At 64.3% G+C, this 12,688-nt stretch carries 14 protein-coding genes and 1 tRNA gene; 9 read left to right on the forward strand and 6 right to left on the reverse strand.

What is annotated here, in order from left to right; genetic code table 11:
* Positions 1 to 39 precede the first annotated feature (39 nt).
* Positions 40 to 1,193 (reverse strand): IS3 family transposase gene (locus ACP150_RS16335; protein WP_424964469.1). Its coding sequence is split into 2 segments (ribosomal slippage): positions 40 to 932 and positions 932 to 1,193, totalling 1,155 coding nucleotides; the frame shifts between segments, so codons are not numbered across the junction.
* Positions 1,194 to 1,344: 151 nt separating this feature from the next.
* On the opposite strand from ACP150_RS16335, the gene ACP150_RS16340 reads away from it, so the two are divergent.
* On the forward strand, positions 1,345 to 1,959 hold the full coding sequence (locus ACP150_RS16340; protein ID WP_424967736.1) for a tyrosine-type recombinase/integrase: 615 nt from the start codon (positions 1,345 to 1,347) through the stop codon (positions 1,957 to 1,959).
* 214 nt (positions 1,960 to 2,173) lie between these two features.
* On the opposite strand, the gene ACP150_RS16345 is transcribed toward ACP150_RS16340, so the two are convergent.
* Positions 2,174 to 2,247: transfer RNA gene (locus ACP150_RS16345), tRNA-Cys, on the reverse strand.
* 185 nt (positions 2,248 to 2,432) lie between these two features.
* Between ACP150_RS16345 and ACP150_RS16350 the strand changes: the two genes are divergently transcribed.
* The 3 genes from ACP150_RS16350 to ACP150_RS16360 all read left to right on the forward strand — a co-directional run bounded on the left by ACP150_RS16350 (position 2,433) and on the right by ACP150_RS16360 (position 5,537).
* Positions 2,433 to 3,086: a protein-L-isoaspartate O-methyltransferase family protein gene (locus tag ACP150_RS16350; RefSeq protein ID WP_424967737.1), complete on the forward strand. Its 654-nt coding sequence runs from the start codon at positions 2,433 to 2,435 to the stop codon at positions 3,084 to 3,086.
* Positions 3,087 to 3,149: 63 nt separating this feature from the next.
* Positions 3,150 to 4,520 (forward strand): TolC family outer membrane protein, encoded by a 1,371-nt coding sequence (locus ACP150_RS16355; protein ID WP_424967738.1) that lies wholly within the window; start codon positions 3,150 to 3,152, stop codon positions 4,518 to 4,520.
* Positions 4,521 to 4,679: 159 nt separating this feature from the next.
* Positions 4,680 to 5,537, forward strand: coding sequence for a hypothetical protein (locus tag ACP150_RS16360; protein ID WP_424967739.1), 858 nt, complete (start codon positions 4,680 to 4,682; stop codon positions 5,535 to 5,537).
* On the opposite strand, the gene ACP150_RS16365 is transcribed toward ACP150_RS16360, so the two are convergent.
* Positions 5,534 to 6,994 (reverse strand): cobyric acid synthase, encoded by a 1,461-nt coding sequence (locus ACP150_RS16365; protein ID WP_424967740.1) that lies wholly within the window; start codon positions 6,992 to 6,994, stop codon positions 5,534 to 5,536. The genes ACP150_RS16360 and ACP150_RS16365 overlap by 4 nt on opposite strands.
* A gap of 61 nt (positions 6,995 to 7,055) precedes the next feature.
* On the opposite strand from ACP150_RS16365, the gene ACP150_RS16370 reads away from it, so the two are divergent.
* On the forward strand, positions 7,056 to 7,625 hold the full coding sequence (locus ACP150_RS16370; protein WP_424967741.1) for a cobalamin biosynthesis protein CobQ: 570 nt from the start codon (positions 7,056 to 7,058) through the stop codon (positions 7,623 to 7,625).
* An 81-nt stretch (positions 7,626 to 7,706) separates the two neighbouring features.
* Here ACP150_RS16370 and ACP150_RS16375 read toward each other — a convergent pair whose 3' ends face one another.
* Positions 7,707 to 8,030 (reverse strand): DUF6280 family protein, encoded by a 324-nt coding sequence (locus tag ACP150_RS16375; RefSeq protein ID WP_424967742.1) that lies wholly within the window; start codon positions 8,028 to 8,030, stop codon positions 7,707 to 7,709.
* Positions 8,031 to 8,242: 212 nt separating this feature from the next.
* On the opposite strand from ACP150_RS16375, the gene efp reads away from it, so the two are divergent.
* Complete coding sequence (gene efp / locus ACP150_RS16380) at positions 8,243 to 8,806, forward strand: elongation factor P (RefSeq protein ID WP_424967743.1); 564 nt, start codon at positions 8,243 to 8,245, stop codon at positions 8,804 to 8,806.
* Positions 8,807 to 9,098: 292 nt separating this feature from the next.
* The gene (locus ACP150_RS16385; protein WP_424967744.1) at positions 9,099 to 9,545 is read left to right on the forward strand and encodes a DUF4399 domain-containing protein; all 447 of its coding nucleotides are present in this window, start codon (positions 9,099 to 9,101) and stop codon (positions 9,543 to 9,545) included.
* A 27-nt stretch (positions 9,546 to 9,572) separates the two neighbouring features.
* Here the strand turns inward: ACP150_RS16385 and ACP150_RS16390 are convergent, their stop codons facing one another.
* Entirely contained in the window at positions 9,573 to 10,343 is a 771-nt protein-coding gene (locus tag ACP150_RS16390; protein WP_424967746.1) for a YgfZ/GcvT domain-containing protein, read from the reverse strand.
* Positions 10,344 to 10,434: 91 nt separating this feature from the next.
* Here ACP150_RS16390 and ACP150_RS16395 point away from each other — a divergent pair, with 91 nt between their 5' ends.
* Positions 10,435 to 11,130, forward strand: coding sequence for a glycosyltransferase (locus tag ACP150_RS16395; RefSeq protein ID WP_424967747.1), 696 nt, complete (start codon positions 10,435 to 10,437; stop codon positions 11,128 to 11,130).
* A 52-nt stretch (positions 11,131 to 11,182) separates the two neighbouring features.
* Positions 11,183 to 12,391 carry a pyridoxal-phosphate-dependent aminotransferase family protein gene (locus ACP150_RS16400; protein WP_424967748.1) on the forward strand — a complete coding sequence of 403 codons (1,209 nt, stop codon included), beginning with the start codon at positions 11,183 to 11,185 and terminating at the stop codon, positions 12,389 to 12,391.
* A 42-nt stretch (positions 12,392 to 12,433) separates the two neighbouring features.
* Here the strand turns inward: ACP150_RS16400 and ACP150_RS16405 are convergent, their stop codons facing one another.
* Complete coding sequence (locus ACP150_RS16405) at positions 12,434 to 12,652, reverse strand: hypothetical protein (protein ID WP_424967749.1); 219 nt, start codon at positions 12,650 to 12,652, stop codon at positions 12,434 to 12,436.
* Between the last annotated feature and the right edge of the window lie 36 nt (positions 12,653 to 12,688).

The raw sequence follows: 12,688 nt of genomic DNA on the forward strand, positions 1-12,688 counted from the left end.
TGAGCTACTCCCCAATGTTTGGACAGTTTCCGGCGTGATCTAAGCTACTCTCTGCTCCTGCTGATCGGGTTGGGTTTCGTCTTTTCTCAGCCAATAGACCATGGCTGGCGGTTGGCCGCCAAGGGCGGAATGGGGGCGCTTGCGGTTGTAGAACTCGATCCATTTTCCGACACCCGCCGTCGCCTCTGATCCGGTTTCCCAAGCGTGCAGGTAGACGCATTCGTATTTGAGGCTTCGCCAGAGCCGTTCCACGAAGATGTTGTCGAGGAAGCGTCCCTTGCCATCCATCGAGATGCGCACGCCGGATCGCCGCAGCCGGTCGGTCCAGGCAAACGACGTGAACTGGCTGCCCTGGTCGGTGTTCATGATCTCGGGCGGGCCGAAGCGGTGGATCGCCTCGTTCAGCGCCTCGACGCAGAAGTCTGCTTCCAGCGTGTTGGATATGCGCCAGGCCAGCACCTTGCGGGTGTACCAGTCCATGACCGCCACCAGATACAGGAACCCACGCCGCATCGGCAGATAGGTGATATCTGCGGCCCAGACCTGGTTGGGCCGGGTCACCCGCAAACCGCGCAACAGATAGGGATACGTCTTGTGCCCCTTCGCCGCCTTGCTGGTGTTGGGCTTCTGGTAGATCGGCATGAGCCCCATCAGCCGCATCAATCGGCGGATACGCTTCTCGTTGACCAGATGTCCCTCGTTGCGCAGGTGCCAAGTCATCTGCCGGACACCGAAGAACGGTGTTTCCAGGAACTGCTCGTCGATCTGACGCATCAGCATCAGGTTCATCGCCGTCTCGCCCTTGGGCGTGTAGTAGAATGATGACCGCGAGATCGACAGCAGCCTGCACTGTTTGCCAATCGACAGATCGGTATTGGCTGGTTCAACCATCTTCCGCCTCACTTGCCGGTCCACGGTTTGAGCTTTCGTGACAGAAAATCATTGGCCACAGCCAGCTCCCCGATCTTGGCGTGCAGGTCCTTGACCTGTTCTTCGTCCACTTCCGGCGTCTTTCGGCCACCACGCTCGAGCACGCCAGACGCGCCTTCAAGCAGCGCACGCTTCCAGCTGTGGATCATCGTCGGGTGAACGCCAAACTGGCTTGCCAACTCAGCAACCGTCCGCTCGCCCTTCAATGCCTCAAGCGCAACTTTGGCCTTGAACTCAGGCGAATGGTTCTTCCGTTTCGACATCTCTGATCTCCTCTTCGTCGAAGATCAGCAGACAGCAATTCGTAGCTTACGTCAGTGTCCGAATTTCGGGGGGTAGCTCATTCGGCTCCGCGATGCGAATGCCGACAAGGCCTACTTCGCAAACTACTCGCTCCGCGTGCTAAGAATTCTCATGGAGCACTGTGTCGATCTGGGGTGGCGAGACTCCAACCCGGCGCGCGGCGTTCCCGAGTTAAAAGGACAGAAGCGCCCAGAGCGCGAACCGTGGCCGCGCGAGCTGCTCGACGCCTACCGCACTGTTTGTCCCCTTGAGAGCCGCCAACGGTTGCTCATGGAGTTGTGCGTCGGCACGGGCCAGCGGATCGGTGACGTTCTGAACATGCGTTGGTCCAATATTGAAGACGGTGGCGTTCTCGTCCGTCAGAGCAAGACCTCAAAAGAGCTCTGGGTCCCGATCCTCCCCGAACTGCAAGCTGCTCTGAACGTCGCTAGTCGCCATTCGGTCTTTATCCTTACGAATGAGCGCGGCGCGAACCGATGGTCATACAGAGGTGCCTCAGCGGCTGTCAGGAAGGTCAGAGAGCAAATCGGGGCTTTAGACTACCATATTCACAGCTGGCGCTACAACGCCGCCTGTGAACTTCTGGAGGCGGGCTGCGGCGATGACCTGATCGCCGCGGTTACTGGGCAAAGCCCTGCAATTGTCCAGCACTACACCAAGAAAGTCCGTCAACGTCTGCGCGCGGTGCAGGCGCAAAAGATGCGAACGGAGCAGAGCCGCTCCTAACCGGAGCTATCCTGTCGCTTTCGATCGCATCGCGAGACTAGCCACCACTCCAAGAAAACCCGATCTCAAACAGTCGGACACCGCTGTGGGACATTTCAGTCCCCGGTGTTTTTCTGCTGCGGTTGGCGAACAGAACAAAAACAGAATGTTTAGACAAATGTTTAGACGCGCCGAGGCGCTCTACAGCGTTTTACGCTAACTTATTCAAATTAAATGGAGGCGAGTACCGGAATCGAACCGGTGTACACGGATTTGCAATCCGCTGCGTCACCACTCCGCCAACTCGCCGCGCTATGGTGTGCGCGAGGGCTTAGCATTGGCGTATCTGGCGCGCAAGCGGGTCGGGGGGAAATCTCTTGGTCTCTGCGTTGCGCTTGACGGGGCGGGCGGGCGTCCGTGTCGCAGGGGGGCTGCGTTGCCGAGCGCCCTGCAATATGGCACACCCAGATAACCGCATTTGGAAAGTCCGACCTATGACCGACTATGCAGCCCGACGCACGATGATGGTGGACACGCAGGTCCGCCCCTCTGATGTCACGAAATTCAATATCATCGACGCGATGCTCACCGTGCGCCGCGAGGTGTTCACGCCTGACGACAAGCGCGAGATCGCCTATGTCAGCGAGAATGTTCCGCTCGGCGGGGAGCGCGTGATGCTCGAGCCACGGACGCTGGCCAAGATCCTCGATGCGCTGGATATCCAGCCCGAGGAGATGGTGCTCGATATCGGCTGCGGGCTTGGCTACTCCACCGCGCTGATCGCGAAGCTGGCCGAGGCTGTCGTGGCCGTCGAGGAAGACGCCGATCTGGCGCGCGATGCCGAGGCGCTGCTGTCATCCGAGAATGTCGACAATGCCGCGCTGATCACCGCGCCGCTGGCGGAGGGCGCGCCGAAGCACGGGCCCTATGACGTGATCACCCTTCAGGGCGCTGTCGAGGAGGTGCCCGAGGCGATCCTTGCGCAGCTCAAGGAAGGCGGGCGCATCGCGGCGGTGTTCATGGAGGGCGGGCTTGGTGTCTGCCGTCTGGGGTACAAGATCGATGGCGACGTGAGTTGGCGGTTTGAGTTCAACGCATCTGCACCAGTTCTCAACGGGTTTGAGCGCGCGACTGCATTTGTGCTTTAAACGGTAAACTGCTGACTGCATAGTCACCTAAAAAGTGATTCGATCACAGGAGAGGTGCAGGCAGTGTTCACCAGATCTATCCGACACATGGCGCTTGGGGCCGTGCTGGCATGTTCCACGGCGCTTGGCGCGTCCGCACAGTCTCTGACCGATGCGCTGGTCGATGCGTATAAGAACAGCGAACTGATCGAGCAGAGCCGCGCGCTCTTGCGGTCCGCGGACGAAGACGTGGCGATCGCGACGTCCCGGCTGCGCCCGATCCTCGATTACTCTGCGAGCTATGGCTATTCGGACTCGTTGAACTCGGAAAGTGACAGTGCCGCGGTTGGGGTGACAGCGTCGCTGCTGCTCTATGATTTCGGGCGCTCGCGCCTGCGGATCGAGGCCAACAAGGAACTGGTGCTCGCCACCCGGGAAGCCTTGCGCGACACCGAGCAGGATGTGCTGCTGAACGGGGTGAGCGCGTTTCTCAATGTGCGGCTGGCCAATGACAATGTGGAGCTGCGCCGCAACAACGTCCGGGTCATCAGCGAACAGCTGCGAGCCGCGCAGGACCGGTTCGAAGTGGGCGAGGTCACGCGGACCGATGTGGCCCAGGCCGAGGCCCGGCTGGCCGAGGCCAATGCGAACCTGACCAGCGCCCTGGGGCAGCAGGCAGCGGCGCGCGAAGTCTATCGCGCCGTGGTTGGCAGTTTCCCCAATTCGCTCGCGCCGCCGCCCCCGTCGCCGACCATCCCCGGCAGCGTCGAGGAGGCGGTTTCGATCGCCGAGCGCACCCATCCCGAGATCCTGCAGGCCCGGCACAATGTGCGGGCCTCCGAGATTGCGGCGGAAGTGGCCGAACGGGCGATCCTGCCCTCGGCGAGCGCCTCCGCCAGCGTCACCCGCAACATCCGCGATACGCTGGATGACAGCACCGATTCCTCGATCGGCGTCACGGTGACCGGACCGATCTACCAGGGCGGCAGCATCAGCGCGACCTTTCGCCAGGCATTGGCCTCGGTCGACAACGCGCGGGCCGGCCTGAACCAGTCCGTCCTTGTCATCCGCCAGAGCGTCGGGATTGCCTGGGCCGATATTCTCGTGACACGCGCGACCATCGATGCCACGCGGCGCCAGGTCGAGGCGGCCGAGGTGGCCTTTGAGGGCGTGACCGAAGAGGCCCGTCTGGGCGCGCGGACCACGCTGGATGTGCTGGACGCGGAACAGGACGTGCTCGATGCGCGGACCTCTCTGCTTTCGGCCGAAATTTCTGCGGTTCAGGCGGTCTATGACCTGCTGCAATCCATGGGCCTGATGACGGTCGAGTATCTCGGCCTGCCGGTGCCGACCTATGACCCGGAGGTCTATTACAACGCGGTCTCCAACGCGCCGGCCACCAGCACGCGGGGCGCCGCACTGGACCGTGTGCTGCAAAGCATCGTGCGCGACTGACCGCGGGGTCGTTTCGGCCCGGGCGACAGTCCTGAAAGAACACAGAAGATCAGGCGGGTTTTGGCCCGCCTTTTTCTTTCCGACCTTTCGGTAAGACATTTCTATTGTGTGAACGGGGCGCTCTACATACACTATCTGGTATAACGAGCAGAGGGTGCCATGGCCAATCCGTCTTCGAGCGACGCATCGCAGGACGTCTTGAATTCCATTCGGCGGATCGTGACCGAGCGCGCCGATAACGGGGCTCTGGCGACTGCCGCCGTGCCGGATCTTGCCGGGCCTGCGCCGCGCGGGCGAACCGATATCCGGGCGCTGGCCGCCGAACTGGCCGAGGCCAAAGCGATCGGCCCGGATGTGCTCTGGCTCGGGGCGGCGGATGCCGTGCGTCCGCCACAGCCCGTATCCGCGCCGCCCTTGCCCGACCCGGATTTTGCCAATGGCAATTTCGCCGACCGGATGACCAGCCTGACGGACCGCCTGGCGCCAACGCAGGCGTCTGAGCCCGCGCCTGTCACAGAGGCTGCGCCCGTGGAGACGCCCATGGCGGCCCCGGAGCAGTCGCCCCCCGTGGCAGAGCCGCGTCCCTGCACGCTGCTCCTGACGCAGGAGTTTCGTGTGCGGCCCGCGACTGCGCCTGGTCTGCCGCCCCGCACGGCCCCAAAGACCCCCGCGCCGGAAGCCTATCTCGAGGATTCTGACCATCTGGGTGGCGCGGTGCAAAGCGCGATGATCCCGGATCTGACATCCGTGCTGCGCGAAGCGGTGAGCGAGACGGTGCGAGAGTCCGTGCGTGAGGCGTTGCGGGCCGAAGGGCCGCTGACACCAAGGGCCGCACCACCGGAAGCGCCCGTTGTGGATGCAGATGGCTACATCACCGCGGATGCGGTACGCCGCCTGGTTTCGGGGATCCTGCATGAAGAGCTGAGCGGGGCGCTGGGTGATGAAATCACCCGTCGCGTGCGCAAGCTCGTGCGTTCCGAGGTCCACCGGATCCTGCAGACCGACGCGCTGGACTAGGGCGCAGGCACCGGCTGCGCGAGCCGCAAGAGCGCGTCCAGATCCATATGGGTTTCCAGATGAGCGGCGAGGGCATCGAGCGTCTCTTCGACCTCCGCTTCGTAGCTGCGGTCCGAGATCGCAGCCCCGAGACGCTGCAGCGTCTCGGCCCGGAACCCATCCTCGGCAAACAGCCCATGGAGATAGCAGCCCCGGACGCGCCCCGAGGGGCTGATCGCGCCTTCGGCCCGGCCATCGACGCGCAGCCAAGGTCGGGCGCAATCCGGCCCCTCGGTCACGCCCAGATGGATCTCGTAGCCGGTCACAGTGGACCCGGTCTCGATATCCTCCGCCTTGGTGAGGGCGAGGCGCTTTTCCGGTTGCATGCTGGTCGTGATGTCGAGCAAGCCGAGCCCGGGCACGGTGGTCGCCGCCCCTTCGAGGCCCAGCGGGTCGGCGATGCTCTGACCCAGCATCTGATAGCCACCGCAGATCCCGATCACATGCCCGCCGCGCCGCACATGGGCATGGATGTCGATATCCCAGCCCTGGGCGCGCAGATGGGCGAGATCGCCGATGGTCGATTTGCTGCCGGGGATCAGGACCAGATCGGCGTCGAGGGGCAGGGGGCGCCCCGCCTCGATGATCTCGACGCTCACGCCGGGCTCGGTGGCCAGCGGGTCGAGATCGTCGAAATTCGCGATCCGCGACAGGCGCGGCACCACGATGCGGCACGCGCCGCCCTTGCGCGAGGCGACATCCATCACATCCTCCGCCGGCAGCCGCCAAGCATCGACGAACCAAGGGATGACGCCCAGCGGGGCCCAGCCGGTGCGGTCGACGATCTCGGTCACGCCGCCATCAAAGAGCCGCACATCGCCCCGGAACTTGTTGACCGCAAAGCCGGTGATCCGTTCGCGGTCCGAGGGGGGGAGGATGCCATGTGTGCCGACGAGCTGCGCGATGACCCCGCCCCGGTCGATATCCCCGACCAGCACCACCGGCGCCGAGACCGCCTCGGCAAAACCCATATTGGCGATATCTCCGGCCCGCAGGTTGATCTCGGCGGGGCTGCCCGCGCCCTCGATCAGCACCAGATCAGCTTCCGCGGCGAGGCGGTGATAGCTCAGGACCGCCGGGGCCAGCAGCTGCGGCTTGGCCTTGGCATAATCCCGCGCCCGCAGGGTCGCGAAACGCTGACCCTGCACGATGACCTGCGCGCCCGTATCGGTCTCGGGCTTGAGCAGCACGGGGTTCATGTCGGTGCTGGGCGGCACCCCAGCGGCGCGGGCCTGCAAGGCCTGTGCGCGGCCGATCTCGCCGCCATCGGCCGTCACGGCGGCATTGTTCGACATGTTCTGCGGCTTGAACGGCCGCACCCGCAGCCCGCGTTGGACAAACGCCCGGGCCAAACCGGCCACGATCATGGACTTACCGACATTCGAGCCAGCCCCCTGAACCATAATCGCGTTTGCCATGAGCCCTCCACCGGTTAGCATCGCAGACCTAGCCCCCGTTCCGACCCAAGGACAAGCCCGGATGAACACACCGGCCCATCTCATCTTCGGTGCTGGCGCCTTTGCCCGCCCGGGCGCACGTCGGGTGACCGCCGCGGCGCTTCTGGGCGCGCTCTTGCCCGATCTCTCGCTCTACATACTGGGCAGCTGGGCGCTCTATGTGCAGCAGATCCCGCCCCAGACCGTCTTCAACGAGCTCTATTTCTCGCCGGGCTGGCAACGGATCTTTGCCATCGACAATTCGATCCCGCTCTGGGGTGCGATCTGTGTCCTGGGGCTGGTGTTGCGCCGACCAGCGGTGACGGCGCTTGGCGGGGCGGCGCTGTTGCATGTGCTGCTCGATCTGCCCCTGCATCATGACGATGGCCGCCCACATTTCTGGCCCTTTTCTGATTGGGTCTTCGAGAGCCCGATCAGCTATTGGGACAGCGCGCAATTCGCCTGGATCGTTGCGCCGCTGGAAGGGGCGGCCTGTCTCGCCTTGGTCGTGCTGCTCTGGCGACGCTTCGACAGCTGGCCCCTGCGAGGGCTCTTTGCTGTGCTGCTGCTCGCCGAGCTCTGGGTGATCCGGCAATGGCTCGTCTTTTTCTGAGCCTCGACCGCCATGGATGCGCACAACAAAAAACGCGCGCCGGGTCGGGCGCGCGCAAATTGTCCGCGTTTTGCGGGAAGATCAGGCGGCTTCGGCCTGCTGCTGAGCGGCGTTGCGACGCTCGCTCTCCTCGCGGGAGAGAGCCACGGAGGTCCGCACCCCCTGGCCCACGAATTCCATCAGGCCAGAGACCACGCGCTCGTTCGGGTCAATGCCGGCACAGGACAGCACTTCGCGCCCATCGCGCGAGCGCGCCCAGCGGGCGATCTGCTCTGGACCATTCCCGTATTTCTTGTCATCCGCGATCGCATCATCGAGCGCAGCCAGAACAACGGCCGCGAAGAGTTTGCGCGCGCGTTGGCCCTGCTCGTAATTGAATGCGGATGAATCGACGAAGTCGGCCATGAGTGTTCCTTGATTATTGCTCTTGTCTTTTTGGCGTGCCGCCGAATATGACGGTTTTGTGCTGATTCTGGTCTGCGATCTCGGTATACCACATATGCGGCATATGCATAGCTTTGAGTGGTTAACCGCAACCTGCAGCGGCTTGCCAGGTAGCCCGTCCCCAGATATAGGATCGGCGACTTCCCATTCAACCTTTCTTCAGGTTTCTGCTCATGCCCAAGATCAATGGAAACGAAATCCGCCCCGGCAACGTGCTGGAACATAACGACGGTCTGTGGGCGGCAGTCAAAGTCGACCACGTGAAACCCGGCAAGGGCGGGGCCTTTGCCCAGGTCGAGCTGCGCAACCTGCGCAACGGCTCCAAGCTCAACGAACGCTTCCGCAGCGCCGACAAGGTGGAGCGTGTGCGGCTGGAGCAGAAGGACCAGCAATTTCTCTACGAGAGCGACGGGATGCTGGTCTTCATGGATAACGAGACCTTCGAACAGATTGAATTGCCTGCGGAAATTCTCGGCGACCGCCGTCCGTTCCTGCAGGACGGCATGACGATCCAGATCGAGTATTACGAGGCCGAGGCGCTGAGCGCATCGCTGCCCCAGAAGGTGACTTGCACCGTGGTCGAGACCGAGCCGGTGGTCAAAGGCCAGACGGCTGCGAACTCTTTCAAGCCGGCAGTGCTCGACAATGGCATCAAGGTCATGGTCCCGCCCTTCGTGGGTCAGGACGAGGCGATCGTCGTGAATACCGAGACCATGGAATACTCCGAGCGCGCCTGAGCCGCCTCGAAAACTCTGGTCAGAAGGCGCGCGTTTCGTGCGCCTTTTGCGTTTTCGGCGCCGCCGTGCGGCATAAACCGGGCGTCACCCTGAGGGGCAGAGGGTGTTGGGCGGATCAGAGCCGACAGGTTTGTTCTTTGATCGAGATCAAGTCGCTGGCGGAGAATTCTGCTAGAGGTGACCCTCCCGAGATTCGCCCCTCCCGAAATCTTTATGTGGATTCGCTGCCGTTTGGCCTAATTCTAGGCCCAGAGCGCGGGACATCCGCGCCGAGACTACAGGGAGCTTTCGCATGATTTTCAAAACCACATTGGCCGCTATCGGCATGGCAGGCGCGATGACGCTGGCCGCTGTCGCCGGGGACACGCCCGCGCCCGAAGGTGCCGCCGTCTATTTCGTGAATCTCGAGGATGGGGCCACGGTGTCCAGCCCGGTGACGATCGTCTTCGGCCTCGAAGGCATGGGCGTCGCCCCGGCAGGGACCGAGAAGGACAAGACCGGGCATCACCACCTGCTGCTGAACCGGGCCAAGCTGGGCGAGGGGCCCGATGGCGCGGATGAGCTGCTCTATGGCATCCCGGCGGATGACAACCATATCCATTTCGGCGGTGGTCAGACCCAGGTGACGATCGATCTGCCCGCGGGCACCCACACGATGCAGCTGGTGCTGGGTGATCTGAACCACGTGCCCCATGATCCCCCGATCATGACCGAGGTGATCAGCGTCACGGTCGAGTAAGCCTGACCGCGATACGGACGGCGGTGCCTAGGGGGTCCAGGTGACCCGTGCAGAGCCCGCCGTCATCTCGCCCTTTGCGCGGTCAAAGCGCAGATAGGCGAGGGCCTGATCCCCGCTCTGGGTGCCCAGCACCCCGGCAGGCTTGCCATTGGCGGTGATCTCGGTGCCGGGGGCGGCTTCGCCCTCGATCTGCACCCGGGCCAGCCCCTTGCGCAGCTCGGTCTTGTGCTTCATCCGGGCCGTGACCTCCTGGCCCACATAGCAGCCTTTCTTGAAATCGACGCCGTTGAGACGCTCGAACCCCATTTCGAGGATGTAGCTGTCATCAGGCTGCAGCTCGGGCCCGGTCTCGGGGATCATCAGTGCCACGCGCAGGGCGTCCCAATCCGTGACCTCCGGCCCGCCCTCGGTGCCATAGAGCCGCCAGCCCAGATCCGGGTGGCGCGGGTCCGCCAAGGCCCCTTCGGGCGGCGTGCCCAATCCGCGCGCCACGGGCATCTCGGTCATCTCGAGGGCCACATCCGCCCGCAGCTTGAACATGGTCAGCCGCTTCAAAAGGCCCGGGGCAATCCCCTCGGCCACATCAAGCAAAAGCGCGTCGCCCTCCGGGATCACGAAGAAATCGGCGAGAAACTTGCCCTGCGGGCTCAGAAAGGCGGTGTAGACCGCGCCCTCAGCGAGCCGTGCCAGATCATTGGTCACCATCCCCTGCAGGAAGCTGCGCGCATCGGATCCCGAGACGCGGATCACCCGGCGGGCGGGGATGGCTTCGATCACGGCTGTGCTGTCTTGGGGCATTTCGCTCTCCCATCTTTGTGATTTCTCACATATAGGTTTGCCGCCGAGCCACAAGGGACGGCGGACGGACCACGGTTGTTTTTGAGGGTACATGCGCGCACCGATCTCCATTGTCATGCCGGTTCTGAATGCACAGGAGGCGTTGCGCCACTCGATCCCGGCCCTGTCGGAAGGGCTCGAGACGGGGCTGATCGCCGAGCTGATCATGACCGACGGGGGCTCGACCGACTATACCGAGGCGGTGGCGGATGCGGCGGGTGCGGTCTGGGTGACCGGCGCGCCCGGGCGCGGGGCACAGATCGCCCGCGGCGTGGCCAAGGCGCGCGCGCCCTGGATCCTGATCCTTCATGCGGATACCGCGTTGCAGCCCGGCTGGGCCGAGGCAGTGGGCGCGGCGCTGCAGGATCGCGAGGTTGCCCATTATGGCCGCCTGCAATTCGACGCGCTGGGGCCGGCAGCCGGGTTCGTGGCGGGCTGGGCCAATTGGCGCGCGCGTTGGCTGGGGCTGCCCTATGGTGATCAGGGCCTTCTGATCCACCAGTCCCTGCTGGAGGAGGTGGGCGGTATTCCCGACCTCCCCCTGATGGAGGACGTGGCTCTGGCCCGCGCCCTGCGCGGGCGGTTGCGTCCCCTCGGCGCCGTCGCCCGCACCAGTGCCGCGCGCTATGAGCGCGAGGGCTGGCTGCGGCGCGGGGCGCGCAATCTGGCGCTTCTGCTGCGCTATCTCGGTGGCGCGGATCCGGCCCGTCTGGCCGATGCCTATCGCGCGCCCCAGGGACAGGATTGACCCTGCCCGGCGCGCGTCCTAGGACTTGAGGCGTTTGAGTTCAGGAGCTCCCATGACCCTCGCCAACGGCCGCACTTACCTCGCCATTCCCGGCCCGTCCGTCATGCCCGACCGGGTGCTGCAGGCGATGCATCGCGCGGCGCCGAATATCTATACCGGTGCGCTGGTCGAGATGGTCGAGGGCATGGTGCCCGACCTGCTGGCCGTGGCCCGGACCGAGGCCCGGGTGGCCATGTATATCGCCAATGGCCACGGGGTCTGGGAAGCCGCACTCGCCAACACCGTGGCCCCGGGCCAGAAGGTGCTCGTGATCGCCACGGGGATGTTCGCCAAGGGCTGGGCCGAGATGGCCCGCGGGCTCGGGATCGACGCCGAAGTGCTCGATTTCGGGGATCGGTCCACCTTTGACCCGGCCGTGATCGAAGAGGCGCTGCGGGCCGACACGACCGGTGCGATCCGCGCGGTCCTTGCGGTGCAGGTCGATACCGCAACCTCCGTGCGCAGCGACATCCCGGCCCTGCGCGAGGTGATGGACGCATCGGGGCATCCCGCGCTTTTGATGGTGGATTGCATCGCCTGTCTGGCCTGTGACGATTTCCATATGGATGCCTGGGGCGTCGATGTCATGGTCACCGGCTGCCAGAAGGGTCTGATGACCCCGCCGGGCCTCGGCTTTGTCTTCTTCAACGAGAAGGCGAACGAGGCCCATGACCGGCTCGACATTGTCAGCCCCTATTGGGACTGGGCCGTGCGCTCCAACCCCGAGATGTTCTACCAGTTCTTCTTTGGCACGGCACCGACCCATCACCTCTATGGGCTGCGCGAGGCGCTGACCATGATCCTCCATGAGGAGGGGCTGGAGGCGGTCCTCGCGCGCCACGAGAAGCTGGCCCAGACCATCTGGGCCGCGATGGAGGCCTGGGGCAAGGGCAAGGGGCGCGGTCACATCGCGCTCAACGTGACGGATCCCGCGCTACGCAGCCATGCCGTGACCAGCGTGCGGATGCAGGCGCCCAATGCGACCGCCCTGCGCGACTGGGTGACGGACAAGGCGGGCGTGACACTGGGCATTGGGCTGGGCATGGCCGCGCCCGGGGATCCCGCATGGCACGGGTTCTTCCGGATCGGCCATATGGGCCATGTGAATGCCCATATGGTGCTGGGCGTGCTCGGAACGATCGATGCCGGGCTCAAGGCCCTGCAGATCCCCCATGGGGACGGCGCGCTCGAAGCTGCAACGGCTGTGGCCGCCTGCGCCTGATCTGGCATTGGCCGTCTGCGGGGCTTGGATCTGGGGCGGGGCTCAGGCCTCGTCGCGCGGCTTGATCCCGTTGCGGTGGAGCGGCTTCAGCTTGATCCACTGATCCAGCAGATAGGCCGCGGCCATGGCGGGCAGAAACCCGTAAAGCGCCCAGACAAATCCCAGCACACAGAACAGCACGACCCCGAAGGCCACGAGAAAGGGGAGGGTGAAATCCTCGACCCGTCCGGGCGGGCGCTTTTCCTGGGTCTGTCCGTGCATGGGGCCTCCATTCGCGTCTTGCCCAGAATATTAGCG

The organism is Dinoroseobacter sp. S375 (genome assembly GCF_049800775.1).
In the GTDB taxonomy this organism is placed as follows: Bacteria; Pseudomonadota; Alphaproteobacteria; order Rhodobacterales; family Rhodobacteraceae; genus Dinoroseobacter.

Coding starts and splice junctions, on each gene's coding strand:
- ACP150_RS16365 (WP_424967740.1), bottom strand. CDS start 6,994: ATGGCAAACGCGATTATGGTTCAGGGGGCTGGCTCGAATGTCGGTAAG.
- ACP150_RS16370 (WP_424967741.1), top strand. CDS start 7,056: ATGAACACACCGGCCCATCTCATCTTCGGTGCTGGCGCCTTTGCCCGC.
- ACP150_RS16395 (WP_424967747.1), top strand. CDS start 10,435: ATGCGCGCACCGATCTCCATTGTCATGCCGGTTCTGAATGCACAGGAG.
- ACP150_RS16400 (WP_424967748.1), top strand. CDS start 11,183: ATGACCCTCGCCAACGGCCGCACTTACCTCGCCATTCCCGGCCCGTCC.
- ACP150_RS16360 (WP_424967739.1), top strand. CDS start 4,680: ATGGCCAATCCGTCTTCGAGCGACGCATCGCAGGACGTCTTGAATTCC.
- ACP150_RS16385 (WP_424967744.1), top strand. CDS start 9,099: ATGATTTTCAAAACCACATTGGCCGCTATCGGCATGGCAGGCGCGATG.
- ACP150_RS16405 (WP_424967749.1), bottom strand. CDS start 12,652: ATGCACGGACAGACCCAGGAAAAGCGCCCGCCCGGACGGGTCGAGGAT.
- ACP150_RS16375 (WP_424967742.1), bottom strand. CDS start 8,030: ATGGCCGACTTCGTCGATTCATCCGCATTCAATTACGAGCAGGGCCAA.
- efp (WP_424967743.1), top strand. CDS start 8,243: ATGCCCAAGATCAATGGAAACGAAATCCGCCCCGGCAACGTGCTGGAA.
- ACP150_RS16340 (WP_424967736.1), top strand. CDS start 1,345: ATGGAGCACTGTGTCGATCTGGGGTGGCGAGACTCCAACCCGGCGCGC.
- ACP150_RS16350 (WP_424967737.1), top strand. CDS start 2,433: ATGACCGACTATGCAGCCCGACGCACGATGATGGTGGACACGCAGGTC.
- ACP150_RS16390 (WP_424967746.1), bottom strand. CDS start 10,343: ATGCCCCAAGACAGCACAGCCGTGATCGAAGCCATCCCCGCCCGCCGG.